Genomic DNA, 16,204 nt, shown 5'->3' with positions numbered 1-16,204 from the left:
TTAACGAATGAAACAGAATATTGATTACGATAAGCACTCAGAAAGCATAGAGTATCCTTATACCATTTCTAACTCGGTCAAACAGGTGAATAATGATGGTAGTTTTGAGTTAAAAGACTTATCCCACGGACAGCTGGCTTGGGTTTGTCGCGCAATTACCTTAATGTTTTTGGCTGGGATAGTATATAGCATTATAATGCATGGTTATTTTCTGGAGAAAAAAAAATTCGCACTGGAGTATATTACCTATGGTGAAGAGCATATCCAAAAGAGATACAAAAGTTATAAAGCCGCCCATGAAGAAACTGACAAAGACTCCGTGTTCTATCAGCCTTTGGAAAGCTATGAAGAGTTTCGCAAGGGCTGGCTGAATACGCACGGAGGTTTGTGGAATAAATTTGATGTTCTCTTTGAACATTTTATGTTTGAAATAGTATTGTTGATTACTATCTTAATATATCTACTCAAGGTGAAACCCGTTCCGTTCCGCGTCGATAGAGCCAATAATATGCTCTATACTTGGCGTCGGGGGCAGTTGTATGCCGCGAATCTGCATTTGCTTTTTGCACGAACGCCAGCTCGCGCCAACCCCTACAGCGCCTTGCAACAGATTATCGATGGCCCTTACGAATTAGAGCTTAAAAACCGTCACGGTGAGGAAAAAACTTTCCGCATCGGCTCTTATCCCGCACAAAGACACCTGCAAAACGTCTGTATCAAGCAAATGATCGAGGCCTATGCCGCTGGTCAGTTTGACTTCCCCGAGGACTTTAAACCGACTCAGCACATTCTGGAAAAGTTCAGCCTGCGCCAGTCGGAGTTCCCCGATGATGACACGCTGAATAAAGCCATCGAAGACTGGAAGCAGAAACAGGGAAAGAACAAAGCAGATTATTGCGCTTAATCAGGTTTTTGCGCTAACTTTATCGCTTTTTTCTGACTCTCTTCGATAACGGGCGGGATAGGGCAGTCCAGGCATTCTGCGATGGCCCGTAACAGTTCAACTTCCTGATACCGGACTACACCGTCCTGCTTGATAGCTTCTTCCAGTCCGTTCAGCAATGGCTTTTTCAGCATGGGCGATAAGCGGCGCAGTTTGTTCAATGCCTGGTGAAACTTTTCTGCCTCAAACTCTTCATCCAGTAAGCCCAGCTGGTTTGCGCTAAGGCCATCGAATATCTGGCGGAAAACCTTTTCTTTAACTTCTGCCTTTTGACCGCTGGCATGGATTATCGTCGATAGCAGTATTTGCAGCTCACTTTCGACGTTCTTAAATCGCGTAATGGACTTTTGGCTCTGCTGGTCTCTGCCAATTAAGTTTTTATGAATTAAGCAGTACAATACATACTCGAAAGGACTGACGTGGCTGTCCTGGTGAATGAGCTTTCTCAGTAGTCCAAAGAATTGCTGGCGCTCGGCTTTCGATAGGCGGCGCAGGCTGGGCATTGCCAAATCGAGAATGGCCAGGCGTAATTGCCGTTGCTCTTTCGAAATATGGCTCGCAAGCTCAAGAACTCTGTCGCTGCTTTGTTTGCCATAAATTTGTTCAATTAATTGGAGTAATTCTTCCTCGACTTGGCCATGGTCGCTGAGTAACAAAGCAAATACCAGATGCATAGCGTGACTGCTGGAGTGGTGCCCATGGGCGGCGGTTTTGATGACCTCAGGTAGTGCGAGTAATAGTGCTCCCGCGGCATGCATATGCATGGTGGTGGGGTTGCCGACTGTATCAGCTAGCCCACCGATATCGAACTCACCGGCGGCTTTTTTTGCAGCATGCTGTTCCATGTCGTCAGTTGCCTGTTCCTGCTGACGTTGTTGTTCCTGTAGGAACTGGGTTTCCAAGTGCTCCCAGGCGGGCATGATCGCTTTGAGCCGATTCTCGATCGGCGGGTGTGTCGCTAGACTGCTGAACCGCAATTGGATTGGCTCAGAGATACACATATGACTGGTTTCTTCGGCATGTGAGTTGTTCAGCAAAGAACCCTGATGCTTGATTTTTATGAAAGCCCCAGCCAGACCTTCTTTGTCTCTGGAGTATTGGACTGCCGAGGCGTCTGCTAAATACTCGCGCTGACGAGAAATGGCGGCTTTGATCAGGCGGCCAAAGAAGAGACCAATGGAACCGATGGCGTAAATAGAGACGCCAATCAGGACAATGGCGATAACGACACCGCCGTTTTCTTTGCTGCTTCGAGTGTGGCCACTGTAACGGAAGGCTCGCATAATAAAGTAACCAGCTTGACCTAGAATTAATATGCCAGCCAGGATGCTGATCAGTCGGACATTAATCCGCATGTCGGCGTTAAATATATGGCTGAACTCGTGTGCGACAACGCCTTGCAACTCCTGTCTCGAGAGGTGTTCTAAAGCACCGCGAGTCACTACCATCACAGTATCGGCACTTTCAATCCCGGCAACAAAGGCATTGATACCGTCCTCCTGATCCATGACGTAAACGGTGGGTACGGTCGTCCCTGACGCAATGGACATTTCTTCCACCACGTTCAGTAAGCGTCGCTCCTGTATATCGTTGGTGTCAGGCAGGATTTCACGTCCATTAACCATGTTTGCGACAGCGGTTCCGCCTGCACTTAATGATATCCAGCGATAAAGGCTGCCGAGAATGATCAGGCCAATCGAACCGAAGGTGATATAGTAGAACCAGCTTTCACTGAACCATTGGGAAAGAGGGATGCCGCGATTTTCTGCATTGGCGGTAAAGCCACTCAGGTTAAAGAGAGCCCATAGCGCCAGATTTAACGCCACGACGATTAAAACAACGGCACACAGGAAATAAAAAACGAGCAGCTTGGTTTTACGCCGAGCTGCTTCTTGATGCTCAAAAAAATCCATATCTCAGAAAAGGTTGTACAGTGTCTATTCGAAAGAGACCTTCACCGCTTCGCGTACCTGCTCATCTTCCACTTCAAATAACTCAGCTTCTTTAAAGCCAAATGGGTTGGCAATAAAGTTATTCGGCACCTGTTCGCGATAGGTATTGTAAGCCATAACCGCATCGTTATAAGCCTGACGAGCAAAGGCAATTTTATTTTCTGTGGTACTCAGCTCTTCCATTAGCTGTTCCATGGTTTGGTTTGCTTTAAGATCAGGGTAAGATTCAGATAAAGCGAATAAACGTCCCAGGGCTCCGGTTAACTGACCTTCAGCCTGATTGAGATGTTTGATGGCGTCTGGATCATCTGGATGGGCCGCTGCTGTTTGATTTGCTGAGACCGCACTGTTTCGGGCGTTGATCACGGCTTCAAGGGTTTCTTTCTCATGTTTCATGTAACCCTTGGCAGTTTCAACCAGATTAGGAATCAGGTCATAACGACGGTTTAGCTGAACGTCGATTTGCGCGAATGCATTTTTAAAACGATTGCGAAGTGTGACTAATTTATTGTAGATGCCAATAAAAAACAGCGCTAAAGCTGCGATGACCACTAAAGTGATGATTGTACCCATAACAACTGACTCCTTAAAATTTCTCTGTCCAATCCTAGCAGTGCACAGTAATTTAAACTAGTTTTTGTTTGTAAACAACAGTAATTATCTGATTTTCAACAAGTTACGCTGTATGAGAAATATTGATCTATGAACGCTATCGACGTATTGTCATAATACCGTCTCGCAAAACATTGAGCCATTGTAGGTGCCATGAAAGATAAGGTCACAATACCATCTGATTTAGACTCGCTGGCAGATAAGCGTTGGGCTGAATGGAGTCAGGTGGTTTCAAGTGAAGAAAGTTACGACGAACAACAGGTGCTCTGGTTGTTAGTAGCGAGCGATTATATATATAACTGGGCTCTTAAGCGTCCACAATGGTTGCTTAATGCTGTGAATGAGGTCTCTATCGAGCAGGGGTTGAGTCAGTTACCTGATAAGTTTGAGCCGACCATGACAGAGTTTGATATGAAGCAGCGGCTGCGATTGGAGCGGCATTACTGGTCGGTGATTATTGCCGTACAGGACCTGCTGCGTCGAGAGAACATTAAATCGATCACTTTTTATCAATCCACTCTGGCCGATATCTTGATCCAGGCAGCTTATGACTGGGCGTCATGCCAGTTACAGCAGCAGTATGGTATACCCTGCGGTGAAGATGGCAAGGCGCAGGAACTGCTGATCTTGGCGATGGGTAAGCTGGGTGGTCGGGAGCTGAACTTTTCCTCGGATATTGATTTAATTTTCACTTTCCCTGAAAGCGGGGAGACTGATCGGGAGAGTAAGCCACTTGAGAACCAAAAGTTTTTCTCTCGGTTAGGACAAAAAATCATCAGCTTACTGTCGGATATAACTTATGATGGCTTTGTATATCGCGTGGATATGCGCTTGCGTCCTTATGGTCAAAGCGGTGCTCTGGTGGCTAACTTTAACGCCTTGCAGGATTATTATGTTGAACAGGGGCGTGAGTGGGAACGGTTCGCCATGATTAAAGCGCGTGTCCTTAATGGCTCTGCTGAGAACCGTACAGAGCTTGAAAACATTATTCGTCCCTTCAGCTATCGACGTTATATCGACTTCAGTGTGTTGGAATCAATCCGCCAGTTGAAGCAAAAAATCGCCAGTGAACTGTTACGTAAAGACGCAGAAGGGAATATTAAACTGGGTGAAGGCGGAATTCGTGAGCTCGAGTTTATTGTTCAATCGCTGCAACTCATCAGCGGCGGGCGTTACCCGGTTCTACAGACAAAAAATTGGTGGCATAGTCTGGACGTATTGCAGGTTAAGGGGCTACTTCCAGCGGAAGATGGCCGGTATTTGCAAAAGGCTTATGAATTCTTAAGAGTGCTGGAGAACGTACTGCAAATCCACAGCGAAAAGCAAACCCAGGATCTGCCTGCGGATGAACAAATACGGTATCAGGTCACAATGATGATGGGCTTTTCGAGGTGGCATGATTTACTGGAAGAGTTAACACAGCATCAAAGCAGGGTAGCAAAATTTTTTAAAGGCTTATTTCATGATCCACATGAAGAAAGCGCTGATGCTGAACATGAAAAGTTGAGTGGCTGGATTGTCTCTAGCTTACCCGATAAGGATAAGGAGCAGCTTCAGCAGCAGTTTGCAATATCCGAAGATATGGTTGAAGCACTTAAAACCTTTCGCTCCGAGTTTTCTGAACGGAAAATTGGCAGCCGCGGTTTAACCCGACTCGATCAGTTATTACCCCATTTATTGATAGAAACAGCGGCCCAGCCCGATGCTGAGATGACGTTACAACGCTGTATTGAGTTATTGCGAGGTATCGGGCGGCGTACGGCTTATTTTGAGATGCTGGCAGAAAATTTGCCAGTGCTGGAGTACTTGGTACAACTGGTTTCCCGCTCGCGATGGCTGGCACAGCAGATGTCGATTTACCCGTCTCTGTTGGATGAGCTTCTGTTCCCAAGCAACTTGGGGAAACAACTGAGTAAAGATGATCTGGCGAACCAGTTAAGACAGGCACTTATTCGAATTGAATTGGATCAAATTGAAGATCAGTTAGTAGCACTTGGCGGCTTTAAACAATCCAGTCAGTTTAAAATTGCTGCCGGAGATTTAACGGGGCGTTTTGATATCAGTGCAGTGTCACAACAGCTGACCGATTTAGCCGAGGTCATTGTTGAGTACCTATTGCAGTTCGCCTGGCGTGAAACCGTGGCAAAATACGGTGTACCGCCGGACTGTGAAGAGGGGATAGCATCGGGCTTTCTGGTGCTGGGTTACGGCAAACTGGGGGGTGATGAGCTAGGCTACGGTTCTGATCTGGATTTAGTTTTTTTGTATCAGGGGGAGCCGCAATCACAAACCTCCGGCAGGGACCACTCCGGTGAAAAAGCACTGGAGTTGCATCAGTTCTATACCCGTCTGGCGCAGCGTCTGGTGCACTACCTAGGAACTCGCACGCAGCAGGGTATCATGTATGAAGTCGATACGCGGTTACGGCCATCGGGTCGCTCAGGAATGCTGGTCAGTCATATTGATGCGTTTAAAAAATATCAGCACAACGAAGCCTGGACCTGGGAGCATCAGGCGCTGGTTCGAGCCAGACCAGTTGCAGGGGATGAGTCGCTTTGGCAGGAATACATGAACTTACGTGGCGATATTCTCGCCAAACCTGAATCGCCGCAAACGGAGCATGACGATCTGGCGGCCGATGTGGTCAATATGCGCAATAAAATGCGGCAGAACCTGGACAAGACTGACAGCAAACTGTGGGACATTAAGCAAGGGGAAGGCGGCTTGGTCGACATCGAGTTTTTAGTGCAATTTTGGGCACTAAAGCATTCGAAACAATTGATAGAGCACCATGTTACCGGTCAGCGCCTGCCGTTTAACAATGTCGACTGGTTACAATTATTGGCAAAGCATGACATTGTTTCTTCTGAAATTCGTGATCAACTGATTGGCTGCTACCGTGTCTTGCGTGAGATTAGCAACCATAACGCTCTGCAAAGTCAGCCCTCTTTAATGGCAGTATCTGAGCTTGAGCGTGAAAAGGGGCTGGTTTTGGATGTGTGGAATTCGACTTTTTCATCGGTCAATGTACAATGAAACCAAGATCATAACAGGGAGCTGATAGTGACTGACGAAACGGCTAAACAGCAAGCTGGCACTCAAGTAGACGATAACCACTCATCTCAGCCAGTAATTAAGGTGACCGCAGAGGATTTGCCGTTAAGCTGTCCCATGCCCGGAGTAACCTTATGGAGTCAGCATCCCAGAGTTTTCATCCCGATAAAAAATGGTGAGGGCCACTGTCCCTACTGTGGTAATCACTTTGTATTAAAATCATCCTAGTTGAAATAAGTAATCAGCATGTCGAATAATAATGAACGCCCGGCCTGGGTGGTGTTGAAATTTGGAGGCTCCAGTGTCTCCAGCCTCAATGACTGGAACAATATCTGTAATATCGTCGACGGTTATCTGCAGCAAAATTTTAAAGTTGCTTTAGTCCACTCCGCCTTTAAGAATGTTACCAACCAGCTGGAGTTATTAGCCCAGCAAGCAGTTGATGGGAAGCATCAAACGATACTGGATGAACTTGTCGCTTATCACGATGGTATGGCACAGCAGCTCGGCGTTAATTCGGAATTATTAGCGCCCTGGTTTGAATCGTTACAAGATTGTGTCGGTGACATTCAGCAGAACGGTGTGCTGACTTCTCGCTTGCGAGCAGAGATAGTCGCTCATGGTGAGTTACTGTCTTCAACGTTAGGCGCTGCATTTTTAAGTAAGCACTTCGACGGTGGACAGCGTTCAGAATGGATTGATGCGCGTCTGCTGTTTGTGGCAGAAGATGAAGCGAGCAGCAATGTAAATGACCAGTATCTGAATGCAGTCTGTCATCCACGTCCTGACGAGCAGCTGGCGAAAAGCTGGGCTGCCGAATACGATGTGATACTGACTCAGGGCTTTATTGCCAGTAACAAAGACGGCGAAACAATTTTACTGGGACGAGAAGGCTCAGACACCTCGGCGTCTTATTTAGCTGCTTTATTAGAGGCGGATAAGCTCGAAATCTGGACCGATGTAGCAGGAATGTTTACCACCGATCCGAATAAGCTGGCTGAAGCCAAAAAGATCCAGCAAATCAGTTACGATCAAGCATTTGAAATGGCGGAAGCCGGAGCGAAAGTGTTACACCCGCGCTGCCTAAGCACTGTCATGCCTTATAATATTCCTATCGAAATCAAAAGTACCCATAAGCCACAGGAGTCTGGCACGTTAATTAACCATGACGATGCTGACTCGAAATGGGTTAAAGCGATCGCGGTGAAGCAACAGGTGCCGGTAATGACCTTACTGTTGGGGCGTCGCGGGCAGCAGCCTGAAACTTTGCAGAAAGTCTTTGCTATCGTGCATGAGTTTGCCCTGGGATGCGAGTTATTAGCTTCGACCAAAGAGTCTCTGGTGATAGCGGTTGAAACCAGTAATAGCATTCACAGCGATGATATTTTAAATGAGTTATCAGTAAAATTAGCGGAAATTTGTCGAAGCGTTTTTGTCTCACACAGCGCGATCATTACCTTGGTTGGCTGCCAATCAAGCCAGGCTTTGTGGCACATGATGCAAATTGATGCCAAACTGCCCGAGCAATGGTTATTACTCAGTCATACATCCAGCGATAACCATTTATCCTTTTTGGTTGGGGATGATGATGCGCTCGATATTTTAAAGCTTTTACATAAACATTTAATACAATAAAAAAAGGGGCAAGGATGCTTGCTGCAAAACTAAGACAGGCAACGAAAGAAGATGCTCAAGAACTCCATGAGTTTGCCTCAGACTCTATAAAAAATATTCACACCGACTATTATGAACAGAAAATACTTTTAGAGGAGTTTTCTAAAGAGAGTATCACTAAGTGGTTTGAAGCAGAGGATACAAAAGTATTTGTTGCTACCTATATGGGTTTTATTATTGGTTGCTGTGTTTGGAGTAATAAATTCTTAACTAATGTTTTAGTATCAGAGGATTACCAGCATCAAGGGGTAGCATCGTCCTTATGGGGATTTGCTAGAGATAACGCATTAGTTTCTGGTGAAACCTCTGAATTTAGAGGGGAAGTTCTGCACCGGTATGCACAGGAGCTTATTAAAAAGGCCTCTATTTCTGAAAATGACTCGTATCAACTTTATAAGGTTTTAGAGCAACAGCCCGCTACTAGTGAAGAAGTAAAAGATGCAAAAGTGTCACTAAGAAAATGGGGGAAAAGATCAAAGTATTATTACTATGCTCATCTTTTAAACTTTTTTCTGTTATGGCTTTTTCTTAGTGGAGCTTATCGATATATTACTAACCCAAATGAAGCTCTGTTAAGACTTACATATGAAATAACCTCTGACACAAAGGTTGATTGGGGAAATGCCGCTGAACGTGAAAACTACCCTGAGTGGAAAGTTCAGTTTTTATTATGGAGAGGAGCGAAGCCTAATTACACGTTTGGTGATGATGAGTGTCATGGAGCTGCTTCTGTAGCCATGTTGTGGCTTCAGCCGAAGTTACTTAAAGATTTGACTCAGAATTTATCTCGACAAGATAAACAAGAGCTGATGGTGAAGTGCTCAGGTTTATTTCCTGATGGCCGGTATACAGAAAGAGTGCTTCAAATTAAAAAAGTGTTAGATATTCAATAAAAAAGGCGCCTAAAGCGCCTTTTTTGATAAGGATATAACTAATTTTAGTAATACGGATTCTCACCGGCAGCGTGCTCAGTAACATCCTGAACACCGTTAACTTCTGGCACGCGCTCTTTCAAGGTTTTCTCAATACCTTCTTTCAAAGTAACGTCAACCATACCGCAACCCTGGCAGCCGCCACCAAATTGTAATACTGCGATCCCGTCGTCTGTAAACTCCATCAGAGCAACCTGGCCGCCGTGGTTGGCAAGCTCTGGATTAATTTCTGATTCAAGGTAGTAACGAATACGGTCAACTGCTGGAGCATCGTCATCAACTTTACGTGCTTTGGCATTTGGCGCCTTCAAAGTAAGTTGACCACCCGTTTGTTCTTTCTGGTAGTCGATCTCGGCTTCTTCCAGATAGGGGGCGCTGTCTTCGTCAATAAATGCTGAGAAGCCGTCGAATTCGAGCTCGGTATCGTTATCTTCAACTGCATCTGGTGGGCAGTATGAAACGCCACACTCGGCATGGGCCGTTCCCGGATTGACTACAAACACGCGAATACCTGTGTCGGCATCTTCCTGTCCTGCCAACAGGCGGCGGAAGTGTTCTTGTGCTGCGTCTGAAATATTAATCATAAAAATAAACCGTTTCTGTTCAATTACTTCTATTATAACTGATGTTAGGGCTTGCAGCGAAGTTTACAAGCCTTAGAATGGAGAAAACGATGAAAAAATTTGACTTTGACAGCCGTGAATAAAAAACTACTTTCCCTAATATTATTAATTACTTGCGTAACAGTTTTCCAAACATCTGTGGCTCAAGAGCCAACATTGGATTATTATTTTAATCAGTCGATTAACTTTTCCAATGACGTAACGACGCCAGAAGAGGTCTTAGGTCATCAGGTTGGGAGCTGGCATGTGCGCCCCGATCAGTCTTTAGGCTATTTTAAAGCTCTGGCTGAGAGTTCGGATAAAGTGGCGTTAAAAGAGATTGGTCGCACTCACGAAAATCGCCCCTTAATCACCGCCTACATTTCTACTCCGGAAAATATCGAGCGTTTAGAGCAGATTAAGGCTTCTCGTCACAACATTGACAGCTATCAGGGCCCGAACCTGGTTTGGCTGGGGTATTCGGTACACGGCAATGAAGCGAGCGGCGCTAATGCTGCTTTGTTGGTCGCTTATCGCCTCGCAGCCTCGAATGAGCCATGGGTGAAGAAGCTGTTGGAAAATACTGTGGTGATGATTGATCCGATGCTAAACCCGGACGGGCTGGATCGCTTTGCAAACTGGGTTAACCGTTATAAAGGGCAGCAGCTGGTCAGTGATAGCAACTCAATTGAACATAATGAAGCATGGCCCAGCGGCCGTACCAATCACTATTGGTTTGATCTGAATCGTGACTGGCTGTTGTTGCAGCACCCTGAGAGTCAGGCTCGAATCGAGCACTTCTATCAGTGGCGTCCGCATATTGTCGGTGATTTTCACGAGATGGGAACCAACTCCACCTACTTCTTCCAGCCAGGGGTGCCAAGCCGTCAGAATCCACTGACATCACAGGAAAACTTTGATTTAACGGCTGATATCTCCGAATTTCATGCTAAAGCGCTCGATGAGCTGGGGTCGGCTTATTACAGCAAGGAAGGGTTTGACGACTTTTATTACGGTAAGGGCTCGACGTTCCCTGATATTAGCGGAGGAGTCGGTATTTTGTTTGAGCAGGCCAGTTCGCGAGGTCATTTGCAGGACTCCGTTAATGGGCCTCTGAGCTTCCCATTCGCAGTCCGCAATCAGGTAGCAACCTCTTTTTCTACCTTAAAAGCGTCTCTGGCATTAAAAGATAAGTTGCAGCAATATCAAAAAGACTTTTTCGTTCAACAGGCCGAAAAAGCGGATGATGATTCGCAAAAAGGCGTGATCTTCACTTCGACAGATAATGGTCGTCTCGAAGAGTTTTTGCGGATTTTACAAGGGCACCATATCAAGGTTGAGCAGGTACAGCGTGATATTGAATTTGATGATGTGGTATATCCAGCGGGTTCTTCTTACGTGGTCAGTTTTGAACAAACCCAGTATGGTTTATTAAAGTCCATGTTCGAAACACGCACCCAGTTTAAAGACAATACTTTCTATGACGTCTCCGCGTGGACCTTACCGCTAGCTTTTAATGTTCAGTATCAACACCTCAGCAGTGGTGAGTTGGATGATGTTGAAGCGGGGACTGTAACGGATAAGACTCAAGGCAAATGGTTTGGTAGTGACACCCCTGTGGCGATTGTTGCCTCATGGGATAATTTTAATGCCGCCAAAGGACTGACGCGATTGTTAAAGCAGGGCATTAAAGCAAAGGTTAGCACTAAGCCATTCAAAGTAACGGCTGGACAGCAAGCGGTGAGTTTTAAACGAGGAGCCGTGGTTATTCAGCTTCCGGGCTCGAACCAACAGAAAGCCGAGTTAGCCGCTCGCGTCAAACAGGCATTTCTGCCAGCCGGTGTCGATCTCTATGGTATCGATTCGGGCTTAGCACTAAAAGGCATTGATCTGGGCAGTCCCAGTATTGAATCTCTGAGTATGCCGCGGCCTTTGCTGTTGATAGGTGGTGAGGTGATGTCGTATGAAGCGGGCGAAATATGGCACTTATTGGATACCCGTCTAGAGTTACCGCTCTCGATGCAAAATGTGAACACGGTTAACTTTAACCAAATTGATGGTTATACCCACCTCATTATGGTTAACGGCATGTATGCTGATCTGGAGCCTGAAGAATATCAGGCGTTGACCGAATGGATTATGGAAGGCGGTACCCTTATCGTGACGCGTACTGCCATCGACTGGGCGGTTCGCAATCAGCTGGCGCAGTTTGAAATTGATGTGCCGGAGCTTGCCCAACCTGAGAGTTATGCATTCAAAGAGCGGGATGATGTGATCGCCGAAAGTATTATCGGAGGTGCTATTTACCAGGCTGAGTTAGATAACAGTCACCCTCTGGCTTATGGTTTAAGATTGCCACAGGTTCATTTTACTAAGTCGGGAACTCAGGTGATAAAACCGGCCAGTCAGGACTTTGTGACGGTAGCGGCCTATAGCGATAAGCCACTGGTGGCCGGATATTCGTCACAAGAAAACGTCGATCGTATAAAAAACACCCCGGCTGTCTTGGCTCAGCGCCTGGAACGTGGCAGTATCATACTGTTTAATGATAATCCTGTATTCCGGGGCTATTGGCTGGGCTCAGCGCGATTGATGGTCAATAGTTTGTTTTTTAATTCCGCTTTTTAGAATGTTAATAATCGATCATAAGTAGGGAATCGTCCATGCTACGTGTAATTCAGTCCACTGTTATCACGCTAGTCTGCTTGCTTTGTTTGAGCGCCAATGCAGCTAGCTGGTCAGAAATTCGTAACCAATCGAGCCGGGTGAACGGCTTTATGCCGTATCAGGTAAGTAAAAGCCAGGGTAAGATCTGGTTGGAGGTTGATGAATTTAAAGAACCTTTCATCATGTACACCGGCTTGCCCTATGGCATTGGTTCGAATGATATCGGGCTGGATCGTGGCCAGTTAGGGGAGAGCCGGCTGGTCCAGTTTGAAAAGTATGGCGACAAGATTTTACTGAAACAGCTGAACACGCGTTATCGTGCGAATAGCGATAATATGGCTGAGAAATCTTCCGTGGAGCAAGCCTTTGCCAGCTCGGTATTGTATGGCTTTAAGGTGGAAGCGCGTTCTGGTAAGCGTCACCTGATCGACATGACCCCATTTTTAACTCAGGACTTGCACGGTGTAAGCGATAGACTGGCGGCGACTGAGCAAGGCGCTTTCAGTGTTGACGGTTCGCGCTCGGCTTTGGTCACGGAGCACTCCAGGAACTTCCCGAAGAACACGGTATTTGAAGCTTTATTGACTTTTAAAGGTAGTAAACCGGGTCAGTATGTACAGCAGGTGGTGCCGTCGCCTCAGGCCATAACGGTGCAACAGCAGGTGCAGTTTGTAGCTTTGCCTGACGATGGGTATCAGCCTCGCCAGTTCCATCCCAAAAGTGGCTTCTTTGCGCTGACTTATGCGGATTATGCGGCGGCTTTAACTGAGAACATCGAGGAAAAATTGATTTATCGTCACCGCATTACGCGGGATGAAGAGGGGAATATTGAGCCCATTGTGTACTATCTTGATCCGGGAGCTCCGGAGCCTGTGAAGTCGGCATTACTGGAAGGTGCCAGTTGGTGGGCTCAAGCATTTGATGCGGTGGGTTTACAGGGGGCTTACGAAGTTAAGGTGTTGCCGGAAGATGTTGACCCGCTGGATGTGCGCTATAACGTTATTCAGTGGGTGCATCGTGCTACCCGCGGCTGGTCCTATGGCATGGCCATGGCCGATCCTCGTACGGGTGAAATTATAAAAGGACATGTTACCCTTGGCTCGCTGCGAGTTCGTCAGGATTTGTTGATTGCCAACGCACTAACGGGTTCGGCGACCGACGATGAGAAGCAACAGAAAGCATTAAACATGGCTTTAGCGCGCATTCGGCAGTTATCGGCACATGAGGTTGGGCATACGCTAGGATTGGCTCACAACTTTGCTGCGAGCGTTAACAACCGCGCCTCAGTGATGGATTATCCGCATCCCCTGGTCACTCTGAATGATGGTCAGATCTCGTTGGAAAATGCCTATGCCGAAGGGATTGGTCGCTGGGATATCGAAGCCGTTCGTTACGGCTATGCGGAGTTTGAATCTGATAAAGAAGACGAGGCTTTACGCGATATCGTGCGTAATACAACCTCGAAGGGCTTATTCTTTATTTCCGATCCAGATGCTCGTCCGCAGGGTGGCTCTCAGCACGAAGGGCATTTGTGGGATAATGGCGTCAACCCAGCGCAAGAATTGACTCGAGTTTTAGCGGTGAGACAACATGCGTTGCAGAACTTCGGTCAAGCTAATCTGAGAGACGCTCAGCCATACTCTGAGCTGGCAGAAACATTGGTACCACTGTATTTATTTCATCGCTATCAAGTGGAAGCTGCTGTTAAGTGGTTAGGTGGCGTGCATTTCGAGTATAGCGTTAAAGGCGACAGTTATTACCCGGTACGCAGTGTCGAAAAAGAACAGCAACTTGAGGCGTTACAGGTGCTATTGTCGACTTTATCTGTGGAAGAGCTGTTATTGCCCGACCATATCCTGAAAATGATTCCGCCTAAAGCTTACGGCTATTCACGTAACCGTGAGAGTTTCCCCAGCCAGACCGGCTCAAGCCTGGATCCTATTGCGATGGCCGATGTTGCCGCTCAACATACCTTGAAGTTGATGTTGCATCCTGAGCGGTTAGCTCGCTTGATGCAACAGAAAGCGCAAAATTCAGAGCAGCTGGGTTTAGAGGATATGTTAACGGAATTATTGGGGGCGACTTTACGTGCTACTGAGGGTGAAGGTTTGGGCGCATTGATTCAGCAACGTGTCGATTACCTGACGGTTAAGCACATTTTGATCGCGGCCTCGAATCCTGAGGCTTCGGCTGAAGTGCGTGCTCATTTGCACAGTGAAATCGGAAAGTTAGGCGGCTGGTTGACGACTCAGGCCAAGCGTAACCCAGTACGTTTCTTGTGGTTAAAAGGGTTGATCGACAAGTACCAGGCCGGTGAATTCAAGGTGGACTATGTGAAGCCATTAACGATCCCGCCGGGTTCACCGATTGGTGGTTAATTACAGCAAAAAAGAAGCCGCGTTAAGCGGCTTTTTAATGGGGCTATCAGGAGGGAGAAAAAGCTGATCTTAAGAGTTGGGGGATCGGACTATAAGGGAGTCTAAGGGGTAGTAGAACTAGCCGAACCTCTTAAGATCAGAAACTGTTGTTTATTGGTTACCAGCCAAGGACTGTGCCGAGGATAATGCCGACAGCTAATGGCTCCCAATAACGGTGATGGCAATATCTTGTATGCACATGGTACCTAGGGTATGGGTGGTAATAGCCACCGTAGTAGTACCAGTCCTGTCCTAAGTAGTACACCGTCGTTGGATAGGTTCTTGGGTGATAATGCTTATAGTAACGATGCTTATACCGTGGACGGTGATGATTACGATAACGATCGCGGTAATGGTGGCGATCACGGTCGCGGTAACGGTCATTTGAGCTATGGTGTCTGCGGTTTCTATCACGGTCACGATAGCGGTGCTTATTACGCTCACCACGGTGTGAATCTGCTCTCCGATTAAAGCCACGTTTATCACCACGATCACGAGCACTGTGCGAGTTGTAGCTCGCGCCTCGATCGGCCCCGGGACCCTTATGCTCTTTGGCATCAACCACTGGCGTTAGGCCCAGTACCAGAGTCGCAGCTATGGCAGAAATTACAATTTTATTCATGGCTAACTCCTCGAAAAACACTATAATACGGTGACGAGTGAGGTACTTGGTTGTTACTATTAGCCCTTACTCATTCGTTACCAGTTACTATACAGTGAGTAAACTGAATTCTTACTGAATACATTCTCAAGACCGGTTAAGGACATAGCATTGGATATTCGAGCCTGTACGATTGATGATTTAGAGCGTTTAGTACCAGCTTTTGATAAGTACCGCCAGTTTTACCGACAGGAATCACAGCCCGAGAAGATTCGGGAATTCCTTAAGTCTTTGATAGAACAGGAAAAGTCGAAGATCTTCTTGTCTTATGAAGACGGTGAACTGACAGGGTTTGTACAATTGTACCCATCTTATTCCAGCATTGGTTTAGCTCCTATCTGGATTTTAAATGACTTCTTCATTTTTGGCGGCTCAGAGCGAAGAGAGACAGCCAGAGGACTGCTGGATGCAGCAAAAATGCTGTGTGAAGCCAGTAAAGCCATACGCCTTGAGGTAACGACGCGCAAAGAGAATCACCGTTTGCATTCTATTTATCGCGACTATGGTTTTGAAAAGGATTATAAGTATGACTATTACTTTTTACGCTTGTCCAAAGATGTTCCGGCATCGAATATGTTGAAGTAGACCTCTAAACTGCTAAATATTGAATTTGTCGGGCGACTCGGCTATAGTTGCCCTTTGCGCTGATTTGTTCCGCTTGCGGGCGCATTATAAGTACTGCTAAAGAGA

The 16,204-nt window shown here is 46.5% G+C and carries 12 protein-coding genes; 8 read left to right on the top strand and 4 right to left on the bottom strand.

The window, feature by feature from the left end; all coding sequences use genetic code 11:
- Nucleotides 1-7 precede the first annotated feature (7 nt).
- Complete coding sequence (locus tag H7708_RS01245) at nucleotides 8-904, top strand: hypothetical protein (RefSeq protein WP_223668645.1); 897 nt, start codon at nucleotides 8-10, stop codon at nucleotides 902-904.
- On the opposite strand, the gene H7708_RS01240 is transcribed toward H7708_RS01245, so the two are convergent.
- Together H7708_RS01240 and H7708_RS01235 are read right to left on the bottom strand one after the other, a co-directional pair.
- Nucleotides 901-2,856, bottom strand: coding sequence for a M48 family metallopeptidase (locus H7708_RS01240; protein ID WP_223668644.1), 1,956 nt, complete (start codon nucleotides 2,854-2,856; stop codon nucleotides 901-903). The two genes, H7708_RS01245 and H7708_RS01240, sit on opposite strands and share 4 nt — an antisense overlap.
- A gap of 24 nt (nucleotides 2,857-2,880) precedes the next feature.
- A complete protein-coding gene (locus H7708_RS01235; RefSeq protein WP_223668643.1) occupies nucleotides 2,881-3,468 on the bottom strand; it encodes a LemA family protein in 588 nt (195 codons plus the stop codon).
- A gap of 192 nt (nucleotides 3,469-3,660) precedes the next feature.
- On the opposite strand from H7708_RS01235, the gene glnE reads away from it, so the two are divergent.
- Genes glnE through H7708_RS01215 form a run of 4 tightly spaced genes read left to right on the top strand, consistent with a single transcriptional unit; the run spans nucleotide 3,661 to nucleotide 9,128 of the window.
- The gene (glnE, locus tag H7708_RS01230) at nucleotides 3,661-6,543 is read left to right on the top strand and encodes a bifunctional [glutamate--ammonia ligase]-adenylyl-L-tyrosine phosphorylase/[glutamate--ammonia-ligase] adenylyltransferase (protein WP_223668642.1); all 2,883 of its coding nucleotides are present in this window, start codon (nucleotides 3,661-3,663) and stop codon (nucleotides 6,541-6,543) included.
- A 27-nt stretch (nucleotides 6,544-6,570) separates the two neighbouring features.
- Entirely contained in the window at nucleotides 6,571-6,789 is a 219-nt protein-coding gene (locus H7708_RS13455; protein ID WP_223668641.1) for a zinc-finger domain-containing protein, read from the top strand.
- A gap of 18 nt (nucleotides 6,790-6,807) precedes the next feature.
- Nucleotides 6,808-8,196: an aspartate kinase gene (locus tag H7708_RS01220; protein WP_223668640.1), complete on the top strand. Its 1,389-nt coding sequence runs from the start codon at nucleotides 6,808-6,810 to the stop codon at nucleotides 8,194-8,196.
- A 14-nt stretch (nucleotides 8,197-8,210) separates the two neighbouring features.
- Complete coding sequence (locus tag H7708_RS01215; protein WP_223668639.1) at nucleotides 8,211-9,128, top strand: GNAT family N-acetyltransferase; 918 nt, start codon at nucleotides 8,211-8,213, stop codon at nucleotides 9,126-9,128.
- Nucleotides 9,129-9,172: 44 nt separating this feature from the next.
- On the opposite strand, the gene nfuA is transcribed toward H7708_RS01215, so the two are convergent.
- The gene (gene nfuA, locus H7708_RS01210) at nucleotides 9,173-9,751 is read right to left on the bottom strand and encodes a Fe-S biogenesis protein NfuA (protein ID WP_223668638.1); all 579 of its coding nucleotides are present in this window, start codon (nucleotides 9,749-9,751) and stop codon (nucleotides 9,173-9,175) included.
- Nucleotides 9,752-9,946: 195 nt separating this feature from the next.
- Between nfuA and H7708_RS01205 the strand changes: the two genes are divergently transcribed.
- Together H7708_RS01205 and H7708_RS01200 are read left to right on the top strand one after the other, a co-directional pair.
- Nucleotides 9,947-12,397, top strand: coding sequence for a M14 metallopeptidase family protein (locus tag H7708_RS01205; RefSeq protein ID WP_223668637.1), 2,451 nt, complete (start codon nucleotides 9,947-9,949; stop codon nucleotides 12,395-12,397).
- 35 nt (nucleotides 12,398-12,432) lie between these two features.
- On the top strand, nucleotides 12,433-14,814 hold the full coding sequence (locus tag H7708_RS01200) for a zinc-dependent metalloprotease (protein ID WP_223668636.1): 2,382 nt from the start codon (nucleotides 12,433-12,435) through the stop codon (nucleotides 14,812-14,814).
- A gap of 157 nt (nucleotides 14,815-14,971) precedes the next feature.
- Here the strand turns inward: H7708_RS01200 and H7708_RS01195 are convergent, their stop codons facing one another.
- On the bottom strand, nucleotides 14,972-15,475 hold the full coding sequence (locus H7708_RS01195) for a hypothetical protein (protein WP_223668635.1): 504 nt from the start codon (nucleotides 15,473-15,475) through the stop codon (nucleotides 14,972-14,974).
- Nucleotides 15,476-15,625: 150 nt separating this feature from the next.
- Between H7708_RS01195 and H7708_RS01190 the strand changes: the two genes are divergently transcribed.
- Complete coding sequence (locus tag H7708_RS01190; RefSeq protein WP_223668634.1) at nucleotides 15,626-16,099, top strand: GNAT family N-acetyltransferase; 474 nt, start codon at nucleotides 15,626-15,628, stop codon at nucleotides 16,097-16,099.
- The last annotated feature ends 105 nt before the right edge of the window (nucleotides 16,100-16,204 follow it).

The organism is Kangiella shandongensis (genome assembly GCF_020005365.1).
GTDB lineage: Bacteria > Pseudomonadota > Gammaproteobacteria > Enterobacterales > Kangiellaceae > Kangiella > Kangiella shandongensis.
Note: the sequence above shows the minus strand (reverse complement) of the source record. Positions and strands in the feature narration are given on the sequence as shown.

What these genes read in the sequence shown, in the direction of transcription:
- H7708_RS01245 (WP_223668645.1), top strand. Translation starts at nt 8, where the DNA reads ATGAAACAGAATATTGATTACGATAAGCACTCAGAAAGCATAGAGTAT.
- H7708_RS01200 (WP_223668636.1), top strand. Translation starts at nt 12,433, where the DNA reads ATGCTACGTGTAATTCAGTCCACTGTTATCACGCTAGTCTGCTTGCTT.
- H7708_RS01240 (WP_223668644.1), bottom strand. Translation starts at nt 2,856, where the DNA reads ATGGATTTTTTTGAGCATCAAGAAGCAGCTCGGCGTAAAACCAAGCTG.
- H7708_RS01195 (WP_223668635.1), bottom strand. Translation starts at nt 15,475, where the DNA reads ATGAATAAAATTGTAATTTCTGCCATAGCTGCGACTCTGGTACTGGGC.
- H7708_RS01235 (WP_223668643.1), bottom strand. Translation starts at nt 3,468, where the DNA reads ATGGGTACAATCATCACTTTAGTGGTCATCGCAGCTTTAGCGCTGTTT.
- H7708_RS01215 (WP_223668639.1), top strand. Translation starts at nt 8,211, where the DNA reads ATGCTTGCTGCAAAACTAAGACAGGCAACGAAAGAAGATGCTCAAGAA.
- H7708_RS01220 (WP_223668640.1), top strand. Translation starts at nt 6,808, where the DNA reads ATGTCGAATAATAATGAACGCCCGGCCTGGGTGGTGTTGAAATTTGGA.
- glnE (WP_223668642.1), top strand. Translation starts at nt 3,661, where the DNA reads ATGAAAGATAAGGTCACAATACCATCTGATTTAGACTCGCTGGCAGAT.
- nfuA (WP_223668638.1), bottom strand. Translation starts at nt 9,751, where the DNA reads ATGATTAATATTTCAGACGCAGCACAAGAACACTTCCGCCGCCTGTTG.